The organism is Nocardia glycosmidis, from assembly GCF_052545115.1.
In genome coordinates this window covers 32,136-55,358 of record NZ_JBQWRH010000010.1, presented here as the reverse complement: position 1 = coordinate 55,358, position 23,223 = coordinate 32,136, and the positions used below count along the sequence as shown (strand labels likewise).

The following is a 23,223-nucleotide window of genomic DNA, read 5'->3' as shown; positions in this document are numbered from 1 at the left end:
TTCGCCGGGAAAGGAAGTGATCATGCGAACCAACAGACCGATCGTGGTCGGCGTGGACGGCTCCGCGGCGGCGGGGGCGGCGATCACGTGGGCGGCACAGGCCGCCGCGCAGCATCGCGCGCCGCTGCGTCTGGTCCATGTTCTCGATCCCGTCTCCGACTACGGGCCCGGCAGCACCGAACCGTTGACGAGCACCGACTACGCCCGGATGGAGGGCCATGGACGCTGGGTGCTGGACACTGCCACCCAGCAGGCGCTGATCGCGGTCCGCCGCCTGCGCGACATCGAGGTGAGTACCGAGCTGGCGCACGCGGCGGTCGGTCCGACGCTGCTGGACCGCACGGTCGAGGCGCGGACGATGGTGGTCGGGACCCGCGAGCGCGGCACCATGCGGCGGGCCTTGCTCGGCTCGGTCAGCGCGGCGCTGGCGCGACGAGCGCACTGCCCGTTGGTCGTGGTCCGGGAGGGCGCGCCGCTCAGCCGGGAAGCCGGGAAGCAACCCGTCGTCGTCGGCGTCGACGGCACCGAGATCAGCGAACCCGCCATCGAGGCGGCACTGAACGAAGCGTCGGCGCGGAGTGTGCCCCTGCTCGCGCTGCATGTGTGGACCGGTGTCGAACTGCCCGGGGCGGGCCCCGAGCCGGCCGCCGAACCCGAGAAACAGATCGTGCTCGCGGAAAGCCTGGCCGGATGGCAGGAGCGCTTTCCCGATGTCGAGATCCAGCGGGAGATAGCGACCGACCGGCCGGAACGCTGTTTGCTCGAACGCTCCGAGCGGGCGCAGCTGCTCGTGGTCGGCAGTCGGGGTCGCGGCGGGTTCGCCGGCATGCTTTTCGGCTCGACCAGCCAGGCACTGCTGCTATCGGTGCAGTGTCCGATCATGATCGTGCGCGACCGCACGATCATGATCCGGCACTTGCCCGAATGAGCGTCACACGCCGGTCGTCGAGCCCGGCCGCACGATCATCAGCACGGTAACCACCGCCCACAGCAGGTTGAACACCCCGGTGTCCATCGCCAGGCGACGGATTAGCGACGGGCCGGTGCCGCTGAGATCGGCGAGGATCTTCTGCTGCCCGGGCAGTACGAGCAGGGCCAGCACGCCCGCCGCGGCCGCGGTCAACCCGATCGACGTCACCAGCCACACGTCGCCGAGAACGCCGAGACTCAGCGCGGTGAGCAGACCGAACGCCGGAACGATGATGCCGATCAGGGCATAGACCCGGCAGATTCGATGCAATGTGCCGAGGATGGCCGGGCTGTGTTCGGCGACGGCCGCACGGCGGGCGGTGGCGGGAAACATACTCGCCGCCACCGTCACCGGGCCTACGGTGATGATCGCGGCGAGCACGTGGACCGAGAGCAGAAATTTCGTCACGGCGGTCGAGGCTAGCCAGTGTGGCGAGCCGGAGGAACTGGCAAAAATGCCATATATCGCTTGATTCTCGCCATATCGAATGAACTGGGAGAACATAGCTAACTGCGAGTTGGAGGGCACGTGGACAATGGATCACTGCTCACCTCGGCAGGCGCGGCGTCGGGAATCGACCTGTGCCTGCACATGATTCGCCGCGACTACGGCTCGGCCGTCGCGGCCGACGCGGCCAGGAAGTCGGTCGTTCCGCTGGAGCGGGAAGGCGGACAGGCCCAATTCATCGTGCACGACCAGCCGCCGACGCCGCGCGGCTCGGCACTGGAGCCGGTGCTGCGGTGGATGCAGGACAATGCCGCGCAAGATCTGTCCCTCGATGACATCGCCGCACACGCCCGGATGAGCACCCGCACGCTGAACCGCCGCTTCCGCGAGCAGACCGGAACCACGCCGTTGCAGTGGTTGCTGCGTGCGCGCATCCGGCAGGCCCAGCACCTGCTGGAATCCACCAGCCACCCGGTCGACCGGATCGCGGGCCAGGTCGGCTTCGGCTCACCGACCGCGTTCCGCGATCGCTTCAAGCGGGTGGTCGGCACCAGTCCACATAGCTATCGAGCGGCCTTCCACGGCTCCGGCGCGGATCGATCCGGTTAGGGTTCGCGGCCGGGCCGCGAAACCGATCGGGACCGAGGCATTTCCGCGCACCGATGAGTTCTCGCGCGCTACTCCGTCAGAGCAAGCGACACACGCACCCACCGATCTCAGGAGAAACGCGATGAGGAAAATCACGGCAGGTCTGTTCATTGCGCTCGACGGCGTCATCGAGGACCCGCAGGACTGGCACTTCCCGTACTTCGACGATGACATGGGCGCGGCCGTCGACGCCCAGCTCGGCGCCGCCGACACCCTGTTGCTCGGGCGCAAGACCTACGACAGCTTCGCGGGCGCGTGGCCGGAGCGGGAAGCTGCCGGCGGACCGGACGCGCCCTTCGCGAAGAAGCTGGGCGATGCGCGCAAGATCGTGGTGTCACACCAGGATCTCGATTTCACCTGGCGCAATTCCGAAGTGCTGCAGGGAGATCTGGTCGAAGCGGTGACCGGTTTGAAGAACGAGCCGGGTGGCGACATCGCTATGAGCGGCTCGGTCTCGGTGGTCCGTCAGCTCCTGGACGCCGGCCTGCTGGATGAACTGCATCTGCTGGTCCACCCGATCGCCGTCGGCAAGGGTGAGCGTTTGTTCGAGGACGGCGCGCCCACCATCGCACTGCGCCTGCTGTCCTCGCAGACCTTCGCAACCGGCGTGCTCCACCTGGTCTACACCCGCGCCGAGGCCGCGCCTGCCGGAACTTACGAGGACGCGAAAAGCCATCTGGCACAGGATGATCAATAGCCGACGAGGCTCAGTGCTCCGAGCTCCCGCGCGGCCGAGGGAGGGGCGTGTCTCCAGCGCGTCAGCCGGCTCGCCATTTGATCGAGCAACCCATGCTCGGCCGCTGCGGCTCGGGGACGGGCTTGCCGTCCAGCACAGCCTCGATCGCGGCACGCAAGTCGTTGCCCGTCAACGGTTTTCCGTTGCCCGGCGTGGATTCATCGAAGGCGCCGCGATAGGCGAGTTCGAGGTTCGCGTCATAGAGGAAGAAGTCCGGGGTGCAGGCGGCGCGCATTGCGCGACCGATCTGCTGGTCCTCATCGACCAGGTAGGGAAAGGTCCAGCCCGCCCGGATCGCTTGGTCGCGCAGCCGCAGCGGTGCGTCCTCGGGGTAGGCGGTCGCGTCGTTGCTGCAGATCGCCACGGTCGGCATGGACGGCAGCGAGTCGATCAGTTCGCCCAGCGCCGCCTCGATGTGTTTGACGTAGGGGCAGTGGTTGCAGGCGAAGACCACCAGCAGCCCCGGTCCGCCGGCGAAGTCGTCGCGGCCGTAGATCCGCTGGTCGAGGTCGGGAAGCGAGAAATCGGGTAGTGCGGTGCCGAGGGGAACCATGAGAGAGGTATGCGCCATGGAGTGCCTTCCGTCGGGATCGAGGACGACAGCGGGAGCCTAACCCTGTCTCGCCCGATTCGTCGGAAATACGCCGACGGCGTGGCGGGTCATTCTACCCGGCCAGATCCGACGGGTCGGTGTTCGCCCCGCACAAGACCACGCACACCCGCTCACCGGGAACGCGCCGCAATGCTGGTTCCGCGCCGAGCGCCGCGGCCAGAGCGGTCGCCGCACCGTGCTCGACCGCGATGCGACGCTCCTGCCACAGGTTGCGGCGGGCCGCGCTGATCGCGCGGTCCTCGACCAGCACCGATGCCACGTCGTACTGTCGCGCGGCCGCCAGTGCCAGCTCCGAGGCGCGCCGGGCGCCGAGCGAGTCGGCGGCGATCGAGTCGACCTCGACGTCGACCACCCGTCCCGCTGTGATCGCGGCGTGCAGGGCGCGGCAGTGGATAGGCTCCACCGCGACGGTGCGGACACCGTAGTGATCGGCGGCGGTGGCGACTCCGGCGAACAACCCGCCTCCGCCGACCGCGACAACGACGGTGTCGAGATCCGGAATTCGCTCGTGGATCTCGGTCATGAGCGTGCCCGCGCCCGCCGCGACGAGTGGATTGTCGTAGGCGTGGGAGAGCAGAGCGCCCGTGTCATCGGCGAACTCGCGGCTGGCGGCGAGCGCGTCCGCGTATCGGTTACCCACCAACCGGACTTCGGCGCCATACGAGGTGAGCCGGTCGATCTTGACCCGTGGTGCCGTGGTCGGCAGGAACACGGTCGCCGGAACCCCTTGATCGCGGGCCGCCCATGCACACGCCAGCCCGGCATTGCCGCCGGAGGCGATCGTCACCCCGACCGGCGGCAGCGTGCCGCCGTCCTGGTGGGTGAGCAGGAAGTTCACCGCGCCCCTGGCTTTGAAGCTTCCGGTGTGCTGCAGGAATTCCAGCGCCAACCAGAGCTCGCCGGTACTGTCGGCCTGCGCCACCGCGACCGGTCTGACCCGGCCCGTCACCCGTTCGGCCGCGGCTTTCACGTCGCTGTGAGTCAGTTCCATGACGCTCCTCGGGAGTCGGTCGGGGTCGCGCTGGAGCGCTCGTGACGGTGCGGTGCGAACTCCAGGGTCAACAGCGCAGCGGCGGCGACCAGCACCTCGCGCCAACGGATCAGAACGTAGCGCTGCCGCGCCAGCGCGTGGAATTTGCGCAGGAAGCGGTAGAGCGATTCCAGTCGGATCAGTGGGTCGCCCACGTGCACCGCCAGGGCGAGCAACTTGGCCGTGCGAGAGGTCCGTTTCTCGGCGAACAGTTCCGGGAACGGCGCGAAAGCCAGCGAGATCCGGTGGATGTCATGCGCCCTGGCATAGTCGACCAGATCGACGATCATCCGTTCATCGAGGCCATTGGGCGCGTCCCGGCGCCGCCATGGAACGTCGAGGCTCAGTTCCCGCCCCTGCCCGGAACTGCCATAGCGCTGGAAACCCGCCGGGACGCCATCCACGCGGTTGGCGATGACGACCAGCATGTTCGGGTTTCGCCCGTCGAGCAGGTGATCCAGGATCATCGAGAAGCCCCGGTTCTGCCTGCCACGGCCCCATTGGTCGACGATGGCCAGCAGTTCCCGGCGCTGTGCGCGGCTCAGCGCCGACTCTTCCAGCACCTCGGTGTCGATGCCGACATTCTTGGTGCGGCTCACGGCTTGGCGCAGGTTGCGGAACTTGCGTCCGACCAGGGTGAACTCGTCGACGTCGAGCACCACATCGCGGCCGATCGGGACCGCGCGCAACCCGCGGTGCTCCCGTGCGCGCAGCCGCCATAGATCCGCCAGTTCGGGACTCGCGCCCAGGACGGCGACCCGCCAGCCATGCTCGGCCGCGAATACCGAGAACGCCGTGATCAGCGCCGGGAATACGGTCCGATCGCCGATCGGGTCGCCTGCGACGACCGCGATGCCGAAGCGGGTGCGATAGCCGATCGCCGCGGTGGACGACGCGTCGAAGAAGTAGGACTTGGACGAATGCAGTGCGAACGGCGCCAGCGGGTCCCCTGCCGTGTGGCCGACCAGTGCGGCCACCCGCTCCAACTCCTCGGGCTGCGGCCTGCTCGACAGCGGCAGCACCACCACGAAGCCCGTGGCGGACAACAGGACGAAGCCGGCATCGGGATGCCCGGCCCGATAGACGAGGTGTGCGACGGCCAGCACCAAGACGGCGGCGGTGACGTGCGGCAGGGTGATCGGGCGGCGCAGATGCAGCCCGCGAGCGACGAACAGGCCGGACACCGCGAGGGCGGCGAACCAGGTGTGATCGACCCCGTCGTGCGAGGTCAGACGCGCCTCGTAGGCCAGCACCACGGCGATCAGCAGCGCCGAAGCAACCAGCACGGCCCGTGCCGCAGGTGGGGTGGTAACCGCGGCGTCCCGGTAGCCGCTGAGTGTGCCGGCGCGCAGCGTGCGCGAGCCGGAAGTTCCCTGCTCGTCAGACATGGCCGTGCTCCGCCCCAGCGGCGTGTCTGCCCGCCCACGACAATCTCGCCATGGTGGCCTCCCGATGATCACCTACCGACACACTATGCGGACCCGGCGGCATCAGGGCAATGCTTTCTGGAACCGGTGGCGGCGCTCTCTGGAACCGGCGGGGCGAGAAAGCGCGATCGAGAAAGCCGATTCGGACGTTTGCGGCCCAATTGCCGATGTCTCGGCGTGTAGCCGGGATTTTCCCGGTCGGCATTGTCATGCTCTGTGGTCTGGCTGATCCGAACCAATCGCCTGGCGAGTGGGCGCGACGAGAGGTCCGAACCGTGAAACTGAGCTGGCTGGCGCTTGCCGCGCTGTTCGCCGTTACCGCGGCGGGGTGCTCCGACGACACCCCGGCGAGCGAGGAATCGGCGTCGACGAGCGCGGTCGCCGCGGCGACCGCAACGGCAACGGCAACGGCCGCGAGTGACCACGACGAAGCGGCCGGCGCGGTCCGGGTTTTGCTCGGCGACACGAAGAAAGTCCCGGTGCCGGCGGACTCGGTGCTCGATATCCGGGCGCCGGCCGCGTGGGGACAGGCCGCCAGCGGTATTCGCTGCACGGTTACCGATAGTTCCGGACGGAATGAAGATCTGCTGTCGTCGGACGCGAAGAAAACCGAGACGGTCGGCGGTACAGAATGGATGACGCTGTGGACGTTTTCCTCCGCGCCGAACGGAGATGTCACCGTCGGCTGCAAGGATCCGGCGTCGAAAATCGTCGCGGCCGATCCGCACCCGTATCTCCGGGTCGTCCCACGCGCAATCGTCCCGGTCGCCCCGCTGCCTCGCTGAACCGCCGCGGCCGCATGTGGTGGGCTCGCTCGTTGTGGCGCTGGGCGCCATCGTGCTGCTGATTCCGGTCGTGCGGGCGTGGTATCTGCTGTGGGCAACCGTGCCGATGGCTGCGTGGCGACCCAGTCCACCGGTTAGCCTGCTGAGCCGCAGGTGCCGTGGGGTGCAGGCACCCGGGCGACGAAGGTTCGCGCCAGCATCGAAAGGGCAGTGGGTAGCGGTGTGGGTTGCGGCTCCTGTTCGCCGACACCGTGGTAGTTGTGTCGGCGGGCCGTTGTAGCGTCGGCTCGGTGGAAGAGGTCGCCGTCGACGGTTACTGCGAGCGGAGGACGCAGAACGATTCGGACAGCCTTCAGCGCGCAGGCGCGGGGACCAGCTCGGCGATCAAATTCTCCACCAGGATGCGAATGCGGTCGCGAATGGTGCGCACCACGTCGATGCTCTGGCCGGCGGTGTCCGGCAGCACCCAGTCGCGGTAGCTGATGCCGGGGAAGAACGGGCAGGCGTCCGGGCAACCCATGGTGATCACCACGTCGGAGATGCCGACCGCGTCCACGGTGAGCGGCTTGGGCGTGTGGCCGGAGATGTCGATACCGATCTCGGCCATCGCGTCGACCACGGTCGCGTTGAGCGTCCCGGCGGGTGCGCTGCCCGCCGATCGAACGTCGAACCGGTCCCCGGCCAGCGCGGTGAGCAACCCGGCGGCCATCTGCGAACGGCCCGCGTTGTGCACGCAGACGAACAGCACACTGGGTTTGTGGGACATGCGAACGCCTTTCGATGTACAGGTGGAGCCTGCGTGTGCCAGCTGCCGGACCGGTGTCCGACGTGGTGGTGGAGCCGAAACGCTTTCGTAGCGTACGAGATACGTATACCAGCGTGCCGCGAATCGTTACCTCGGGCCGTGCGTCGGCGCGAGGTGACGCGGAACGCTGACGGCTCGTCGTTGCCCCTACGCTGGCAGATATGACGACCGAGTGGCGCAGTCGTACCGGCCGGATCGGGGTACTCACCGGCGCGGGTATCTCTACCGATTCCGGTATCCCGGATTTCCGCGGCCCGCGCGGGGTGTGGACGAAAGACCCCATCGCCGAACTGCTTTCCACGTATCAGAACTATGTGGCCGATCCGAGTCTGCGCGAGCGCGCCTGGCTGGCCCGGCGTGACAATCCGGCATGGCAGGCCGTGCCGAACCCGGCGCACAAGGCGCTGGCCGATCTGGAGCGGGCCGGTCGGGCGGTCACCGTCATCACGCAGAACATCGACCGCTTGCATCAGCGGGCGGGATCCTCGCCGGAGCGGGTGATCGAGATCCACGGCAACATGTTCGACGTGGTCTGTATCGAATGCGACTTCCACACCACGATGGCCGCCACTCTGGAGCGCGTCAGCGCGGGCGAACCCGACCCGCCGTGTCCCGATTGCGGGGGAATTCTCAAGTCCGCGACGGTGATGTTCGGTCAGCAGATGGACCGCCGGACCATGGCCGCGGCCACCATTGCCGCCGAGACGAGCGAGATCTTCCTGGCTATCGGAACGTCGCTGCAGGTGGAGCCCGCCGCCTCGATGTGCGCCATCGCCGTGCGCGGCGGCGCCGACCTGGTCATCGTGAATGCTGAGCCGACGCCGTATGACGAGCTGGCCACCGAGGTCATCCGCGAGCCCATCGGAACGGCCGTTCCCCGCCTCGTAGCCGAGATCCTCGCCGCCTGATCGCAACCGGGAACCGGTCGCCGTCCCTGGCGTTTCGGTGGATTCGGTTCAGCTGACGGGGCCGAGCACTCGATCGAGGTAGGCGTTGGCGAAGCGCCCTTCGGGGTCGAAGCGACGGCGGACCTCGGCGAAACGATCCCACTCCGGATAGCGCTCGCGCAGGGTCGCCGCGGTCTGGAAGTGGCGCTTACCCCAGTGTGGTCGTCCCTGGTACCGATCGAAAACCGATTCGCAGGCACGGAAGTACGGCTCGAAGTCCATCCCGCGGTACTGGTGGACGGCGATGTAACAGGTTTCCCGGCCGCCCGCGGGGGAGAGGAAAGCGTCGTCCGGCGCGACCCACCGCACCTCGATGGGCATCGGCGTATCGAATCCGGCGGCCAGCGCCTTGATCTCGCGGATCGCGTCGGCGGAGTGCTCGCGTGGGATGGCGTACTCCATCTCGGTGAAGCGCAGCAGCCGCGGCGAGGCGAACACCCGGTAGGACCGGTTCACTCGGCGTCGGTAGCTGCCCGCGTAGGCAGCGCCGCGATGGATCCACGGGACCAGGCGCGGTTGTCTGCGGCTCAGCTTGCACAGCGCGTCGAACACGTAGTTGGACAGCAAGATATCGGCAAACCAGTCGATAGGCTCGGCCCGCGGCCGCTCGGGTCGACTCACGCGGTTGTTTCGCTTGGTCATGGCCAGCGGGCTGTGCGCGAACATGTAGAACTCGAAATGCTCGTTGCCGTCGACGAACGAGTCCAGGTCGGCGAGCACGTCCGCCACCGGGATCGGGCGCTCGATGCCTTCCAGCACGAAGGAGGGCACCATTCGCAGCGTCACGGCGGTGACCACCCCTAGGGCGCCGACGCTGACCCGCGCCGCGCGCCAGCCGTCCGGGTCGCTGTGCTCGTTCAGTTCGATCCGGCTGCCGTCGGCCGACATCAGCTCCACGGAATGCACTGCGGCCGAAAGGTTCGGCAATGTCGCGCCGGTGCCGTGGGTGGCGGTGGCCGTGGCGCCGGCCACGGTTTGCCCGTCGATGTCGCCGAGGTTCGGAAAGGCGAGCCCGTGCTCGTGTAAGGCGGTGCTCGCGGCGTTCAACGTGATGCCCGCCTCGACCCGGACGAGGCCGCTCGTGCGGTCGACGTCGAGAACCCGGTTCAGCCGCGCCAGATTCAGCAGCATGCCGTCGGTGAGTACCGCGTCGGTGAACGAATGACCGGTGCCGGCCACGCGCACGGTGTAGCCGGCTGTGCCGGCGCTGCCGAGTAGATCCGCGAGTTCGTCGACCGAATGCGGCGTAGCGAGAACCGCGGGTGTGCACTGCTGATCGCCGGCCCAGTTCACCCAAGAATTGGTCATATGACCAAATTTACGGGAGCGGTGGTGCCGCACACTGCTTATCGTGCGATTTCGCTACCGCTTGCGGCCCCCGCAGGTGAGGTGCTGCTTGGCGTGCTCGACTTCCTCGTCGGTCAGCGGCGGGACGACGAGGTGCCGGCGCGGCGTGCTGTCCGCGCGCAGGCCGTTGAGCATGACGGCCATATAGCGCTGCCACACATCGGGATTGACCGGTTTGGCGAACTCGGCCATGGCGTCGACCATGTGTACGAGCGCGAAGAAGTCCGCCGGCTCGATGCCCTCGGCGAGCACTCCCGCATCGCGTGCTCGTGCGCAGATGGCTGTCACGGTGGGCTTGATTCGATCACGCACGATGATGAATCGTTCGGTCGCGTCGTCCTCGAGTTCGAGCATCACCTCGCTGAACCCGCGATTGGTCGCCATGTGCCGACAGACGTATTCGAAGAACTCGACCACTCCGAACCAGGGGTCCGGATGCCGGTAGGCGGCATCGGCGGCATCGGCGAAATCGCGCAGGTTCTGATCGAAGACCGCGACGATCAGTTCCTTCTTGTTCGCGAAGCGGCGATAGACCGTGCCGACGCCCACACCCGCGCGCTCGGCCACGTCGTCGAGGGTGATCTCGAGTCCACGGTCTGCGAACAGTTCGCGCGCAGCGGCGATGATCCGCTGTTGATTGCGCGCGGCATCGGCCCGTAGACGTCGAGGTGGAGAGGTGACCATGACGTGATTCACGTCGTCATTCTATCAACGCCGGGAAATTAACTGGAGGTATCTACTCCGTTACCGCGACACCGATGCCGCGGCGGCACCGTCGATCCGGTGCTGTTCGGCCGCTTGTCTGTGGGTTGCCCCTCCGGCCGCGAGGGATGGGCGCTGCGCCCCGGCGTAATCACCGTGGGATGCTGTGCGGCAGTAATCCCGATGATTCCCGCGGCCGCGGCGTGGGTAGCCAAGAGACTGCTACGTCCCCTTCTGGGGCACCGGCGTGCGCGACGGCGGCACCACCTTCTCCACCCCGCCCGTGAGGTTCGTACACTCCTCGGATCAGGCGCGGTGCTCCGCGCTCGCCCGCCAAGGGGAGTGGTGGTGCGGCCGGGGCGTCGAAGCCCGGCGCGAGGCATGTTCGGCGGCTACCTGGTTCGGCTCGGCGATCGACGGAACGGCACGACGAAAGGGGGTCAGGCAGTGAGTGATCCGCAAACAGGTTCTCCCGTACCGCAGCGGTGGCGGCCGGCGGCGCGGCTCACCGTGCTGCTCGACGAGGACGACAAGTGGCGGCACACGCCCCTGTACCACGAGATCGTGCGTCGTGCCAGGGACACCGGGATCGCGGGTGCGAGCGTGTGGCGCGGCATCGAGGGATACGGCGCGTCCGCGCATGTCCACACCACCCGGCTCCTGGATATGGCCGACCATCTTCCGCTGATGCTGGTGCTGGTCGACGAGCCGCAACGCCTGCGCGGGTTCGTCGAGCAGAACGCCGAACTATTCGCCTCGGTCAACGTCACGCTGGCACCGGTGGAACTGTGGCAGGAAGGTGAGCGATGACGGTACCGCGCGGCGCACCAGTGGATTTCGACGTGCCGATGCCGGACGGGACGTCGACCGTTAGCATTGTCGGTTCGGCGCGGCTCGGCGATCGCAGCAACGCGAGCACCGGTACGCAGCGGCTCGCCGCCGCGGGATCGGGTTCCCGCACCGCGCCGACCACGTTCAGCACATTCGGCGACGAGAGGATCCGGCTGGTGGCCGAGGTGATCGACGTGGCCGCGGGGCCGGCGGTGACCAGGCGGTCGTGGACATGATTCTGATGACGAGCCGGGCGCAGCCGATATGGAAGGGAGACCCGAGCATGGCTCACGATCGAGCCGGGCGTCCCGCACGTCCCACCGATCTCGAGGACATCGCACACCTGGTGACCGCGTACTACAGCCGCATCCCCGATGTGCAGGATCCGGCCCAGCGCGTAGCGTTCGGTACCTCGGGACATCGCGGATCCAGCCTCGAGGGCGCCTTCAACGAAGCGCACATTCTCGCGATCACCCAGGCGATCATCGAATACCGCGCCACCCGTGGTATCACCGGCCCGGTCTACCTGGCCAGGGACACCCACGCGCTGTCCGAGCCCGCGTGGACCACCGCACTGGAGGTGCTCGCCGCCAACGACGTGACCGCGGTGATCGATGCGCGTGATCGCTACACCCCCACTCCGGCGCTGAGCCATGCGGTGCTACGCCACAATCGGGGCGGCGCCAAGCACCAGGCCGACGGCATCGTGGTCACCCCCTCGCACAACCCGCCGCGCGACGGTGGCTTCAAATACAACCCGCCGCACGGCGGCCCGGCCGACAACACGGCCACCGACGCCATCGCCGCGCGCGCCAACGAACTCCTGCTCAGCGGGCTGGCCGAGGTCAAACGCACCACGCTGCGGCGCGCGCTGGAAACCGGCGTGGAACGCTACGACTACCTCGGCCATTATGTCGACGACCTGCCCAATGTGCTGAACCTGGACGCCATCCGCGGAGCGGGCATCCGGCTCGGCGCCGACCCGATGGGCGGCGCGAGCGTCGACTACTGGGAGGAGATCGGTCAGCGCTTCGACCTCGAGCTCGAGGTGGTCAACCCGTTCGTGGATCCCACCTGGCGGTTCATGACACTGGACAGTGACGGCAAGATCCGGATGGACCCGTCCTCGCGCTATGCGATGGCATCGCTGATCGCGATCAAGGACGACTACGACATCTCCACCGGCAACGACGCCGACGCCGACCGCCACGGCATCGTCACGCCCGATGGCGGGTTGATGAATCCGAATCACTTCCTCGCGGTGGCCATCGAATACCTGGTCGCCAACCGGATGGGCTGGGACGCGCTGACCAAGATCGGCAAGACCGCCGTAACGTCGTCCATGGTCGACCGGGTGGTCTCCGTACTCGGCCGGGATGTGCACGAGGTACCGGTCGGATTCAAGTTCTTTGTGCCCGGATTGTTCAGCGGCAGCCTGGCTTTCGGCGGCGAGGAGAGCGCCGGCGCGTCGTTTCTGCGGATGGACGGCACCGTGTGGACCACCGACAAGGACGGCATCCTGCTGGCACTGCTCGCCGGTGAGATCGCCGCGGTCACCGGGCAGAGTCCCTCGGCGCGCTACGTCGAACTGGAACGCCGCTACGGTGCTCCGGCCTACGCCCGGATCGACGCACCCGCCACCGCGGAACAGAAACAGCTGCTCGGGAAGTTGACTCCGGACATGATCACCACGAAGGAGATCGCCGGCGAACCGGTGACCGCCGTGCTCACCAGGGCGCGGGGCAACGGCGCGCCCCTGGGCGGCCTCAAAGTGACCACGGAGAACGCGTGGTTCGCCGCGCGCCCCTCCGGCACCGAGGACAAGTACAAAATCTACGCCGAGTCGTTCCACGGCCCCGAGCACCTGGCCGAGGTGCAGCGGGCCGCGGAGGAATTGGTCGGACGGGCGCTGTGCGGTGACCGGTAGCTCCAAACCCCTGCCCCGGGAGATCTGGGTGCTGGTCGGGGGTGCGTTCGTCATCGCTATCGGGTTCGGCTTGGTCGCCCCCGTGCTACCGCAGTTCGCGCGCGGGTTCGGGGTCGGCGTCGCGGCCGCTTCGGCGATCGTCTCCGCCTTCGCTTTGATGCGGCTGCTGTTCGCACCGGTGAGCGGGCGACTGGTCCAGCGGTTGGGGGAGCGTACGGTCTATCTCGGTGGGCTGCTGATCGTCGCGCTGTCCACCGGCGCCAGTGCGCTGGCGCAAAGTTATTGGCAGCTCATGGTGTTGCGGTCGCTCGGTGGAATCGGGTCGACCATGTTCACCGTGTCGTCGCTGGCACTGGTAATCCGGATGTCTCCGCCGCAGCAGCGCGGCCGGGTATCCGGGCTGTGGTCGACCAGCTTCCTGGTCGGCTCGGTGAGCGGACCGCTGGTCGGCGGCGCGCTGTCCGGCCTCGGATTGCGGTGGCCGTTCGTGATCTACGCGGTGGCGCTGCTGCTGGTGAGCGTCGTGGTGCATCTGAGTCTGCGGAATTCGGCGTTGGCCGCGCCGGAACCGGTCGGCGGGGTCCGCATGATGTCGTTCCGCGAGGGGTGGGCGCGGCCGGAGTACCGGGCGGTGCTGCTGTCGAACTTCGCCAATGGCGCGGCCGTGTTCGGTGTGCGGATGGCGTTGGTGCCGCTGCTCGTCGTCGAGGTGCTGCACCAGGCTCCCGGGATGGCGGGTGTCGCGCTGACGGTATTCGCGGCGGGAAACGTCGCGGTGTTGTTCGCGTCGGGACGGCTGTCCGATCGGTGGGGGCGAAAACCCTTCGTGATCGTCGGCTCGCTGGTGTGCGCCGCGGGCACCGCGGGAATCGGCATGGCGACGAGCGTGCCGTGGCTGCTGGCCACCTCGTTCTTCGCCGGAGTCGGTTCCGGCCTGTTCACCCCGAGCCAGCAGGCAGCGGTGGCCGATATCATCGGGCCCAAGGCGCGCGGCGGCCCCGTGCTGGCCGGTTTCCAGATGGCCGCTGATCTCGGCACCGTCCTCGGACCGGTCGCGGTCGGTGCCCTCGCGCAGCAGGCATCCTACGAGCTCGCCCTCGGCGTGACCGGGGCTCTGCTCGCTATGGCCGCGATCGGCTGGGCCGTCGTCCCCGAGCCCTTGCGCCGCGGACCCGTCCACGCCGAGACGCCGTCGGATCGGACCGGTGGTGAAAACCTGCCCACGCCTGCCGACCAGGCAGCTTCCGGCGCTCCGGTGGCGGCTTCGGTCGAGTCCGAAACGGCGGCGGGTGGCTCGTCGACGGATTCCTCGGGAGTGCCAGCGGGTGCTGCCGCCGCGGGGGCGGTCGATCCAGGACTGGTCGCCGCTGAGCCTGTGACACACGGGGCGCCGGTAGCTCGGCCGGGCGCCGCGGTTGGGCACTCCGCAGGAGTAGGGACAGCTGTCCATGCGGCAGCGGCCGTGCCGGGTACCGCAGTTGCCGAATCGGAGTCCTCACCCGCCACCGCACACTCGGCGACGTCCCGCCGCCGATATCAGCGGACCGCACACCGAATCCACCCCGATCGATGAACCCGCTGGCACGTCGGTGCCGGTGGGCTGTCGGCGCAGCCGCGCGCCGGGCCAGGACGTCACTGAGCTGCGGATGTAGGGTCCGCCGGTGGCTCGGATGAATCGGTGGGGCAGGGTGTCCCTGTGAGCGAATCGCGTTCGAACTACACGCCTCGGCCGATGTCGAGTACCACCACCTATGCATTGGGCGCCGTCGCACTTGCCTTGATCGTGTTGATCGTGATCGCGGCGGTCCGCTGGGGGCGCGACGAACCGACGGTCCGCAACGACGGCTACGGCCCGGTACGGGACCAGGCGGTGCACTCGATGCTCGAGCCGAGCGGCTCGATCCTGCTCGGCCGCCCGGACGCGAAGAAGACCATCGACCTCTTCGAGGACCCGCTGTGCCCGGGCTGCGGCAACCTCGAGCGCATCTACAGCCAGGAAATCGCCCAGCAGATCGATGTGGGCGCACTCGCGGTGCGCTATCGACTGGTGAATTTCCTCGATGCCCGCTCCCAGAGCAAGGACTACTCCACCCGCGCCGTCGCCGCGAATCAGTGTGTCGCCGAAGCAGGCTCGGGCCCGGTCTATGCCAAGTTCCATAGCGAGCTGTTCACCACGAAGCGTCCCAGCGAAGGCGGTCGCGACCTGAACAACGACGAACTCGCCGCCGTCGCCCGGGATGCCGGAGCCGCTGAATCGGCATTGCAGTGCATCACCACCGGCGCCAAGGTCGACTTCGCACGTACCACTGCGATGGCGCAGACCACCGCGCTCGGCGAGGCACTCGGCGGCTCCGCGGCCACGCCCGCCGTCTTCTACGGCACGACCAAGATCGACGCCAACGACGAGAACTGGGTGACCTCACTCACCAAGTGATCTTTCGGCGAGGGCCGGGACGTCGACTCCACCACATCGACGACCCGGCCCACTCGACGGAGCGGTCCGGCATCCCCAGCTCCCGCGGATCGCCACCCACCGAGCGTTCCGTTGGTCCATGGGCCGGGCGGCGGCTCAGTGAAAACGTCGCGCGTCCGTATGGAGAGGTCGCGGCCTTTCTGGCGGAGCCGCGGAACTATCCGCAGTGGGCGAGCGGGCTTTCCGCCGGCCTGGAACCGGGCTCCGGCGATCCCGGCGCAGAGCCCGGCGAGTGGGTCGCGGACGCGCCGGAAGGCAAGGCCTACGTCCTTTTCAGCCCGCCCAACGAGTTCGGCGTCGCTGATCACCGCGTGCGCTTCCCGACTGGCCCGACGCTGGACATCCCGCTGCGTGTGATCCGCAACGGCGACGGGGCAACGGTGACGCTCACGTTGTTGCGGCAGCCCGAGGTCGACGAGGCGCGATTCGATGCTGACACCGACTGGGTCCGACGTGACCTGGCGGCACTCAAGGCGTTACTGGAACAGGCGTTACCGGAACGCTGACCGCCCGAGCTCGAACAACGCTCATGTGGCTTCGCTAGGAAAATCCGGGTCGCAACCCACAACCAAAAGCGAAGGCAAGGAGATCGCTGACTCCCTGCCACTTTCAACATATAGCGCACCCGGGGTCTTGCGGCAAGACCCCGGTCGTGCTGCAGAATCTCCAGCCGAACCAGAAGCTGCGGGAATCAGGGATTCGCGAAGTCCATGTGCTCGGCGACGTACCAGGTCTCGTGGACGTCGAACCGCTTCGCGGGACTCGCGGCGGCAGGCGCTCGACGTGGATGTGCGCAGCGGCGGGCGAAACGTAATAGGGGTGTTCATGATTGATGTGATAGTTGCCGGCGGCGGGCCGACCGGTTTGATGTTGGCCTGTGAGGTACGGCTGCACGGCGTGGGTGTGCTCGTGCTGGAAAAGGAGGCGAAGCCGACGGGCGAGTCCCGCGGACAAGGCCTACACGCGCGAAGTGTCGAGCTGATGGACCAGCGCGGCCTGCTGGACCGATTTCTCGCGGTCAGCAAGAAGTTCCAGGCCGGCGGTCTCTTCGGCGGCATCATCAAGCCGTGGCCGGACCGATTGGACACGGCGCACCCGTACGGTGTCGCCACTCCGCAACCGGTCACCGAACGGCTGCTCAACGAGCACGCCCTCGAAATCGGTGTCGAGATTCGGCGCGGCTGCGCAGTGGTCGGGCTGAGCCAGGACGAAGACGGGGTGACCGTCGAGTTGGCGGACGGCACGCGGGTGCGCTCGCGCTACCTCGTCGGCTGCGACGGCGGCCGCAGCACGGTGCGCAAGCTGCTCGGCGTCGGCTTCCCCGGTGAGCCCGCCACGGTAGAGACGCTGCTGGGTGAGATGGAGATGACCGAGGACCCGGCGACCGTCGCCGCCGTCGTCGAGGAGGTCCACAAGACCCAGAAGCGGTTCGGTGCCGTCCGCGTCGGTGACGATGCGGATGGGTTGTACCGCGTCATCGTGCCCGCCGACGGGGTGGCCGCGGACCGTGCGGCCGCGCCGACTCTGGAGGAGTTCAAGCAGCGGCTGCGGACGTTCGCGGGCACCGACTTCGGCGTGCACTCACCGCGCTGGCTGTCCCGCTTCGGCGATGCCACTCGGCAGGCCGAGCGCTACCGGATCGGCCGGGTGCTGCTGGCCGGGGACGCGGCGCACATTCACCCGCCGACCGGCGGGCAGGGGCTCAACCTGGGCATCCAGGACGCGTTCAACCTCGGCTGGAAACTGACGGCAGAGGTCAACGGCTGGGCGCCGGAGGGACTGCTGGACAGCTACCACGCCGAACGGCACCCGGTGGGCGCCCGTGTGTTGGCGAACACCCGGGCGCAGATGACGCTGCTGGGCGCCGATCCGGGTGCGACCGCGCTGCGCGAGCTGTTCTCGACGCTGATGGACTTCGAGGAGGTGAACCGGTACATCACCGAGATCATCACCGCGGTAGGGGTCCGCTACGACTTCGGCGAGGGGCATGACCTGCTCGGCCGGCGAATGCGGGACGTGACGCTGAAGCGCGGGCGCCTCTACGAATTGATGCACGGCGGTCGCGGGCTACTGCTCGACCAGACCGGCCGGCTCTCGGTTGCGGGATGGGCCGATCGAGTCGACCACGTCGTCGACGTCAGCGAGGAACTGGAGGTGCCCGCAGTGCTGCTACGGCCGGACGGTCACGTGGCGTGGGTCGGTGAAGATCAGCAGGATCTGCTCAGCCAGCTGCGCAAATGGTTCGGTGCTGCCGCTAGCCGGCGCGCAGTCGTGGGCCGAGGGTAGTCCTTGTTCGATTCGCACATGCGCTGTTGTCCGTTGGTGCACGCCGGGAAGCGGTCGGTTCCCCGCATTCGCGAACACCCGCTCACACAGTCGATCGTCCACGGCCGAAGTGTGGCGCCGAACTGACGCAAGACGCACTCTCCTAGCCCCCGTCGCGGCCGAATGGAGGCGATTTGGTCGCTGACGCACCGTTGGTGTAACTTCATTCAAGCGCGGCGGGGAATACCGCAGCGCAACCCACCAGGGGCTATGGCGCAGCTGGTAGCGCACCACACTGGCAGTGTGGGGGTCAGGGGTTCGAGTCCCCTTAGCTCCACCAGGGGTTATATCCATTCGGTATGCCCGATTTGACGGGTTTACGACACCTTCTACGACAGTAGTGACCCTCACACCGAAGTTCTCGGTGTGAGGGTCCGTTTCCTGTCGGTGTAGTGGCCACCGGACCGGGGTCCAGCCGCTCATCTTGGCGACGCATCCTCGATTGGTGTATGACCGAAGTCACACATATCCTGTAAAGACGGATTGCGCTCGCTGGCCCGTGCGACAGCCTGCGGTGCTGCGGCGCGGTCATGTTCGGAGTGGAAAGTTGTCTCACCTGCCTCAAGAACGGCCTGGGCGGGGTTCTGTGAATCGGCTGTGACAATCCGAGCAGACGTGCACACTGAACGATCGGATCCGTCCGGTTCGTCAGGGTGTCGTGTCCGGTCCGGACGTTTGGTCGATTTCGGCTGTGAAGTGCGCGGACGACACGGTTTCCGCGTATTCCGGATTGCTGGGTGATCTCGTGTGCCTTTAGCGTTCGGGCACGAGTCCGATGATCGCCGGCAGGGCGGTGGATCGGTTGTTCTGCGAGAGGGTGGGGGTTCCCAGTGAAGGTCAAGTTCTGGTTCTCGGTGGCTGCAGTGCTGTCGGTGGTCGGATCGAGTGCGGGTACGGCGCGGGCGGAGATGCTGGTGTTGCCGTCGCATGAGCAGACGATTTCGACGCCGGATGGTTGGCGGGTGACGGTCGGCCATCAGGCGGAGACCGCTAACAGGGTGTTGCCGTTGAACAGTGTCGGCACGACCCGTGAAGTGTTCGTCACGAATCAGGCGTACGGGAAACTCGCTGGCGCGGGGTCGGCGATGCAGGGCGCGGTGGTCAAGACCGGGTATCACCTGGGCTGCGGTATGAACATCACCGATATCACGGTGGGTGCGACGGTGAGTGTGGGGATTTCGCCCGGGATCGTGATCGAACCGAGCATCCCGACGCCGACCGTGGGCGCGAACATCGGTCCGAACGCCTCGGTGGCACCGAGTTTCAGTGTGTCGCTGACACCGGGGCAAGTGGTGGATCTGCCGCTGGGTGAGAAGGCGATCCAGGGATCGGAGGCGTTCGTCACCCATCGGGACGCGCACGTCAAGATCGACGGATGCATCGCACCGGCCAGCATCCGCTCCTACACCATCGTCGCGGTCAAGAGTGACGTGGCCGATGATTCGGTGGCCGTGTACGGCGACCCCGTCGCGCTCTGATCGCGGGGCCGCAAGTGAGTGGGGGAGCTGTGCGTGCTTCGAGATGGGTGATCGGTGTCGCGGGCGTGCTGCTGGTACACCTCTGTGCCGCGCCCGCGTACGCGGACGTCGTGGAAGTCCGCCCGCACGAGCGCACCGTGACGGCCGCCGATGGCGCGACGTTGCAGGTCGGTCACCACGGTGAACACGTCGAGTTGGTGGGTTCCGGAAAGGCTGTGGAGCGAACGGCGTTGGTCAGCAACGAAGCGTATGCGCGTGTGACAGCCACGGATTCGGGGGCGCGCGAGGCGGAGCTGCGGATCGGGTATCACGTGGGGTGTGCGGTGGCGGTCGGCAAGATCGCCGCCGAGCTGGGGACGTTGTTGTCGGCGATCGGGGTAAGCGTGGACCAGAAGCCGTTCACCAGCCGGTCCACGATCGTGGTCACGCCCCGCCAGGGAGGGCCAGCGCGTAATCGCAGCCGGATCTATCCGGGCCTTCGAGTCGAACCCGAGGCCACCGTGAACCTCGAGGTCGGTACCGTCGCCGATATCCCGCTTGCGAGTGCGGACCTGCGCGATTCGCGTGCCCTGGCCGGAATCGACCGCACACGGATCACGGTCAACGGCTGCGTAGGTCCGGCGGCGATCCGCTCGTATGCGGTGCTGACCACCAAGTCGGCCCGTGCCGATGAGACCGTGGTGGTCTACGGCGATCCGATAGTGCTCTGATCTCCGTCCGTCGGAGTTTCTATCTCTCAATGGAACCCGATAGACCTTCACCGCGTCGAAGTCCATGTAGTCCTATGTTGGGGCCGGGCAGGCTGCCCGGCGAGGTCGACTTCTTCGATCTGCGCCAGCGCGGGGATGAGATCTGCCTCGCCAAGCAGACCCGATGAATCCGAGCACGATGGTAGGTTATGGCGAGATGCGGGCGGATCTGTTCCACGTGGCAGTGACTTGGGCTGAGTAGGATCCCATTCGCGGGGGCGTTGTGGGGCCGGTGCCGTAGGGGAGGAATCTGATGGGATATCCAGCAGACCTGGCAGGTAGTGGCCGGGAGCGACTCGGCGACGGCGGGGAGGCAGGGAACGCGGTTACCGTGCGTCCTGATGAGGAAAAGGTACGCCAGGTCGAGGATCGGGTGCGGCATCTGCTGCGGCAGTTGGATATTCGGGAGCAGTTCACCGTACGGCAGCTGATCGACAGGTATTCCGCTACCACGGGCACGACCTTGGTTCTCCAAGAACGCTTGTTGCCGGTGGATAGTTTCTTTGCCATTACCCTGAAGTTGTCGTCGCGACCGGACGTGTATCTGATCGCGTACCAGCAGGCCACCCCACGCTGGCATCAGGATCACGGGATCAGCCACGAGTTCGGGCATATCATCGCCGGTCACTACGAGGTGGACGGGATCCGTGGTCATTCGGCGATGTCGGCCGAGATGGAGTGGGAAGCCGAGTACACAGCCAATCTCCTGTCGCGGTGGTCGTATCAGATCGGTCGAGTGCTCGACCGGCAACGGGCGCTTCGCCCCCTGCACCCTGATCATTCGCTGCCGCTGCGGGAACGAATGGGGTGGCTGTGATCTACATCCCGCACAGATGGCTGATCGCGGTTTTCGCCGCAGCGGCGATCTGGAAGGCCGTGCAGTACCGGCGTACCAACGACGCAGCGCTCGGGGCTGTCGTCGGCGCGTTCATTTTTCTGGCGGTCGGCTACGCGGTCGGTGAGTACGCGGAAAAGCGAAGCGACCCGTGGATGCTGTCGGCCATGGGGTACGAACTCATCGGCACCGTTTCGCTCATGGCGGCCAAACTCTGCATCGTCGGCTTCTTCATGATCGCTGGTCAGCGCGCCGAGCAGAGCAAATGGGTTCTCGGCGCGTTGGGGACGGTGATGTGCACGGCTGTTCTGCTGATGCTGATATGCGTCATATCGGCGGGAACGGACGCCCAACCGTACGGTTTCTCCGATCGCGCGGTGGTCATGTTCTTCTTGGGCGAGAAGATGGTGACTTTGCCGCTCGGGGCGGCGATCCTGTTCTCTTGCATCGCGTATCTACGGCTGCTTACCGGCACTCCTGCGCACGGCATGGTCCTCGCTGCGATCGGCGCCTTTTTGATGCTCGCCGCGACCGTCACGTTCACAATCCAGCTGATCCAATACCTGATGGAGACAACTCCCGCCCGAGCGCTTGTCGCGTTGGGACGATGGCAGGTCTACATCGGGCAGTTCGTCTTCATTCTGGGAGTGTCTTGGTATGGCCTGGTCATGCGCACCCGCGCCATCGGGGCAGGGTTCGGCGCACTCGTTGACATCATCTTGCTCCGACGCCTATGGATCGTCGCCGCGGCAGTTATTGCTGAGTTTCTCCCCGTACGTCGGTTGCCCAGGTTCCGGACATGGCAACCACTGTCTTCACTGCTCGAGCGACGTCAGGCGATGATGGTGGATATTCGAGATGCGTTGCTGCTCCTCAGCCCCCAAGTTGATCCTGCTGCGGCTATCACCGTACCTGGTTACGCGCGAGAACTCCGGCGCGTGGCCGCAGCCAATTTCGACCGCCCGGTTCTCTACGGTGAACCAGCCCGGGCAGCGGTCGATACCGCTGACACCTTCGACTCCGACCGCAAACTGCTCGTCACGCTGGCTGCGCATCTCCGTGCTGAAGGCTTGCAGGATGCCGCGGCTCGAGTTTTCTGGCGGCGGGCGCGCGTTGCGGGGAGGATATGACCGTCGTGGCAGTTCGTGCGACGGTTGTCGGATGTGGTATCGGGGGTGCTTGTGCAGCACTGGCTTTGGATCGAATCGGTGCTCGCGTGCAGGCCTACGAGGCGGCTTCCCGTGCCGCCGATGCCGGTGGGTGGGTCACGCTCGGGCCGGCGGCGTTAACCGGCTTGGACCAACTGGATCTGGCCCACGCAGTGAGAGCGGCGGGGTTTCCTGTCCTCGAGGTCAGCACGACCGACACGGTCTCCGGTCGGACGAATTCGTTTGCTCGTACCGAGCCCGGCCATCGCTGGTCGAGCACCCATATCTGGCGACGTGATCTGTTGGCTCTACTGCGTGAGCGCCTCGACGAGTCCGGCATCGACTGCCACTACGGGTTTCGGGTCGACCCATGCGCCGTTGACGACCATGACGTGCTGGTCGGTGCGGACGGCGCCCGCTCTCTCACCCGGAGATCACTCGGCAATCAACGCGAACCCGCCTACACCAGCCAGCAGATCCGATACGGCCACTACCGGAAACCTATACCGGGCCTGCCGACGCGGATCCTGCACTTCTGGACCGACCCCGAGGGAGTCGTCGGCTATGTGGGCGACGACCGTGACGGTTCGTTCTGGTTCAGCAGGCGCAACGTGTCGACGCCCACCACAATGGCCGACAGCGAGCGCTTCCTCGGGCCACTTCGCGAGACTCCGGTCGCCGCGATCCTCGACGACTCCGAGGTGAGCGTGCCCATCGCGTTGTTCGAGCTCGATCCCGATGGCACCTGGCACAACGACAACACCGTGCTCATCGGCGACGCCGCGCACGCCGTATCCCCGGCGGCCGGCCGTGGTGCGACGTCCGCGATCGAGGACGCCATCATTCTGGCGAGGTGCCTCCGTGAAGCGGATTCCGTTGCTGCCGGACTCGATTCCTACACGGCGATCCGGCGCCCCGTGGCACAAGCCACCTATCGACCAGAAGGAGGTCGTCGGGCGCAGGCAGCGACCGCCGCCGAACTTCGGCTATAAGACCGTTC

22 protein-coding genes, 1 tRNA gene and 3 pseudogenes are annotated in these 23,223 nt (G+C 67.0%); 19 read left to right on the top strand and 7 right to left on the bottom strand.

The features are described 5' to 3' along the window. Positions 1-22 precede the first annotated feature (22 nt). Positions 23-928: a universal stress protein gene (locus tag ACT86A_RS14510; RefSeq protein WP_445092634.1), complete on the top strand. Its 906-nt coding sequence runs from the start codon at positions 23-25 to the stop codon at positions 926-928. 3 nt (positions 929-931) lie between these two features. On the opposite strand, the gene ACT86A_RS14505 is transcribed toward ACT86A_RS14510, so the two are convergent. After that, complete coding sequence (locus ACT86A_RS14505; RefSeq protein ID WP_445092633.1) at positions 932-1,378, bottom strand: hypothetical protein; 447 nt, start codon at positions 1,376-1,378, stop codon at positions 932-934. 117 nt (positions 1,379-1,495) lie between these two features. Here ACT86A_RS14505 and ACT86A_RS14500 point away from each other — a divergent pair. After that, positions 1,496-2,026 (top strand): annotated as a pseudogene (locus ACT86A_RS14500) (GlxA family transcriptional regulator); the annotation flags it as partial. 121 nt (positions 2,027-2,147) lie between these two features. Then, positions 2,148-2,762 carry a dihydrofolate reductase family protein gene (locus ACT86A_RS14495; protein WP_445092632.1) on the top strand — a complete coding sequence of 205 codons (615 nt, stop codon included), beginning with the start codon at positions 2,148-2,150 and terminating at the stop codon, positions 2,760-2,762. A gap of 61 nt (positions 2,763-2,823) precedes the next feature. Here the strand turns inward: ACT86A_RS14495 and ACT86A_RS14490 are convergent, their stop codons facing one another. The 3 genes from ACT86A_RS14490 to ACT86A_RS14480 form a co-directional block, all read right to left on the bottom strand. Further along, on the bottom strand, positions 2,824-3,372 hold the full coding sequence (locus ACT86A_RS14490; RefSeq protein WP_445092631.1) for a thioredoxin family protein: 549 nt from the start codon (positions 3,370-3,372) through the stop codon (positions 2,824-2,826). Positions 3,373-3,466: 94 nt separating this feature from the next. After that, on the bottom strand, positions 3,467-4,405 hold the full coding sequence (locus ACT86A_RS14485) for a threonine/serine dehydratase (RefSeq protein WP_445092630.1): 939 nt from the start codon (positions 4,403-4,405) through the stop codon (positions 3,467-3,469). Beyond that, positions 4,396-5,832, bottom strand: a complete 1,437-nt coding sequence (locus ACT86A_RS14480) for a bifunctional lysylphosphatidylglycerol flippase/synthetase MprF (protein ID WP_445092629.1) — start codon at positions 5,830-5,832, stop codon at positions 4,396-4,398. The genes ACT86A_RS14485 and ACT86A_RS14480 overlap by 10 nt, the downstream gene beginning before the upstream one ends. Before the next feature lie 314 nt (positions 5,833-6,146). Between ACT86A_RS14480 and ACT86A_RS14475 the strand changes: the two genes are divergently transcribed. Beyond that, entirely contained in the window at positions 6,147-6,656 is a 510-nt protein-coding gene (locus ACT86A_RS14475) for a hypothetical protein (RefSeq protein WP_445092807.1), read from the top strand. Positions 6,657-6,663: 7 nt separating this feature from the next. Next, positions 6,664-6,786, top strand: a pseudogene (locus tag ACT86A_RS27540) (hypothetical protein); the annotation flags it as partial. Positions 6,787-7,008: 222 nt separating this feature from the next. Here ACT86A_RS27540 and ACT86A_RS14470 read toward each other — a convergent pair. Continuing rightward, positions 7,009-7,422: an arsenate reductase ArsC gene (locus tag ACT86A_RS14470; RefSeq protein WP_445092628.1), complete on the bottom strand. Its 414-nt coding sequence runs from the start codon at positions 7,420-7,422 to the stop codon at positions 7,009-7,011. Between the two features lie 200 nt (positions 7,423-7,622). Between ACT86A_RS14470 and ACT86A_RS14465 the strand changes: the two genes are divergently transcribed. Beyond that, entirely contained in the window at positions 7,623-8,369 is a 747-nt protein-coding gene (locus ACT86A_RS14465; RefSeq protein ID WP_445092627.1) for an SIR2 family NAD-dependent protein deacylase, read from the top strand. Between the two features lie 48 nt (positions 8,370-8,417). Here ACT86A_RS14465 and ACT86A_RS14460 read toward each other — a convergent pair whose 3' ends face one another. Together ACT86A_RS14460 and ACT86A_RS14455 are read right to left on the bottom strand one after the other, a co-directional pair. Continuing rightward, positions 8,418-9,716: a D-arabinono-1,4-lactone oxidase gene (locus ACT86A_RS14460; RefSeq protein ID WP_445092626.1), complete on the bottom strand. Its 1,299-nt coding sequence runs from the start codon at positions 9,714-9,716 to the stop codon at positions 8,418-8,420. Between the two features lie 54 nt (positions 9,717-9,770). Beyond that, entirely contained in the window at positions 9,771-10,451 is a 681-nt protein-coding gene (locus tag ACT86A_RS14455; RefSeq protein WP_445092625.1) for a TetR/AcrR family transcriptional regulator, read from the bottom strand. Between the two features lie 453 nt (positions 10,452-10,904). On the opposite strand from ACT86A_RS14455, the gene ACT86A_RS14450 reads away from it, so the two are divergent. From ACT86A_RS14450 to ACT86A_RS14390, 13 genes and pseudogenes are all read left to right on the top strand, one after another. After that, positions 10,905-11,267 (top strand): DUF190 domain-containing protein, encoded by a 363-nt coding sequence (locus tag ACT86A_RS14450; protein ID WP_445092624.1) that lies wholly within the window; start codon positions 10,905-10,907, stop codon positions 11,265-11,267. Then, positions 11,264-11,524, top strand: a complete 261-nt coding sequence (locus ACT86A_RS14445; RefSeq protein ID WP_445092623.1) for a hypothetical protein — start codon at positions 11,264-11,266, stop codon at positions 11,522-11,524. The genes ACT86A_RS14450 and ACT86A_RS14445 overlap by 4 nt, the downstream gene beginning before the upstream one ends. 47 nt (positions 11,525-11,571) lie before the next feature. Next, entirely contained in the window at positions 11,572-13,215 is a 1,644-nt protein-coding gene (pgm, locus tag ACT86A_RS14440) for a phosphoglucomutase (alpha-D-glucose-1,6-bisphosphate-dependent) (protein ID WP_445092622.1), read from the top strand. Then, a pseudogene (locus ACT86A_RS14435) lies at positions 13,205-14,392 on the top strand (MFS transporter); the annotation flags it as partial. The gene pgm and the pseudogene ACT86A_RS14435, both read left to right, overlap by 11 nt. A 519-nt stretch (positions 14,393-14,911) precedes the next feature. Continuing rightward, positions 14,912-15,649: a DsbA family protein gene (locus ACT86A_RS14430; RefSeq protein WP_445092621.1), complete on the top strand. Its 738-nt coding sequence runs from the start codon at positions 14,912-14,914 to the stop codon at positions 15,647-15,649. Next, a complete protein-coding gene (locus tag ACT86A_RS14425; protein WP_445092620.1) occupies positions 15,646-16,194 on the top strand; it encodes an SRPBCC family protein in 549 nt (182 codons plus the stop codon). Before ACT86A_RS14430 ends, ACT86A_RS14425 begins: the two co-directional genes overlap by 4 nt. 319 nt (positions 16,195-16,513) lie before the next feature. Next, the gene (gene rox / locus ACT86A_RS14420; RefSeq protein ID WP_445092619.1) at positions 16,514-17,974 is read left to right on the top strand and encodes a rifampin monooxygenase; all 1,461 of its coding nucleotides are present in this window, start codon (positions 16,514-16,516) and stop codon (positions 17,972-17,974) included. A gap of 243 nt (positions 17,975-18,217) precedes the next feature. Further along, positions 18,218-18,293: transfer RNA gene (locus tag ACT86A_RS14415), tRNA-Ala, on the top strand. Between the two features lie 550 nt (positions 18,294-18,843). Beyond that, on the top strand, positions 18,844-19,491 hold the full coding sequence (locus ACT86A_RS14410; protein WP_445092618.1) for an MspA family porin: 648 nt from the start codon (positions 18,844-18,846) through the stop codon (positions 19,489-19,491). A gap of 29 nt (positions 19,492-19,520) precedes the next feature. Then, a complete protein-coding gene (locus ACT86A_RS14405; protein WP_445092617.1) occupies positions 19,521-20,201 on the top strand; it encodes an MspA family porin in 681 nt (226 codons plus the stop codon). 412 nt (positions 20,202-20,613) lie between these two features. Beyond that, positions 20,614-21,057 carry a hypothetical protein gene (locus ACT86A_RS14400; RefSeq protein WP_445092616.1) on the top strand — a complete coding sequence of 148 codons (444 nt, stop codon included), beginning with the start codon at positions 20,614-20,616 and terminating at the stop codon, positions 21,055-21,057. After that, positions 21,054-22,205 carry a hypothetical protein gene (locus ACT86A_RS14395; RefSeq protein WP_445092615.1) on the top strand — a complete coding sequence of 384 codons (1,152 nt, stop codon included), beginning with the start codon at positions 21,054-21,056 and terminating at the stop codon, positions 22,203-22,205. The genes ACT86A_RS14400 and ACT86A_RS14395 overlap by 4 nt, the downstream gene beginning before the upstream one ends. An 86-nt stretch (positions 22,206-22,291) precedes the next feature. After that, a complete protein-coding gene (locus tag ACT86A_RS14390) occupies positions 22,292-23,215 on the top strand; it encodes an FAD-dependent oxidoreductase (RefSeq protein WP_445092614.1) in 924 nt (307 codons plus the stop codon). Positions 23,216-23,223: the final 8 nt, after the last annotated feature.

Bases quoted from the DNA above. Each gene is read 5' to 3' on its own strand.
- ACT86A_RS14510 (WP_445092634.1), top strand. From the start codon at position 23: ATGCGAACCAACAGACCGATCGTGGTCGGCGTGGACGGCTCCGCGGCG.
- ACT86A_RS14495 (WP_445092632.1), top strand. From the start codon at position 2,148: ATGAGGAAAATCACGGCAGGTCTGTTCATTGCGCTCGACGGCGTCATC.
- ACT86A_RS14490 (WP_445092631.1), bottom strand. From the start codon at position 3,372: ATGGCGCATACCTCTCTCATGGTTCCCCTCGGCACCGCACTACCCGAT.
- ACT86A_RS14485 (WP_445092630.1), bottom strand. From the start codon at position 4,405: ATGGAACTGACTCACAGCGACGTGAAAGCCGCGGCCGAACGGGTGACG.
- ACT86A_RS14480 (WP_445092629.1), bottom strand. From the start codon at position 5,832: ATGTCTGACGAGCAGGGAACTTCCGGCTCGCGCACGCTGCGCGCCGGC.
- ACT86A_RS14470 (WP_445092628.1), bottom strand. From the start codon at position 7,422: ATGTCCCACAAACCCAGTGTGCTGTTCGTCTGCGTGCACAACGCGGGC.
- ACT86A_RS14465 (WP_445092627.1), top strand. From the start codon at position 7,623: ATGACGACCGAGTGGCGCAGTCGTACCGGCCGGATCGGGGTACTCACC.
- ACT86A_RS14460 (WP_445092626.1), bottom strand. From the start codon at position 9,716: ATGACCAATTCTTGGGTGAACTGGGCCGGCGATCAGCAGTGCACACCC.
- ACT86A_RS14445 (WP_445092623.1), top strand. From the start codon at position 11,264: ATGACGGTACCGCGCGGCGCACCAGTGGATTTCGACGTGCCGATGCCG.
- pgm (WP_445092622.1), top strand. From the start codon at position 11,572: ATGGCTCACGATCGAGCCGGGCGTCCCGCACGTCCCACCGATCTCGAG.
- rox (WP_445092619.1), top strand. From the start codon at position 16,514: ATGATTGATGTGATAGTTGCCGGCGGCGGGCCGACCGGTTTGATGTTG.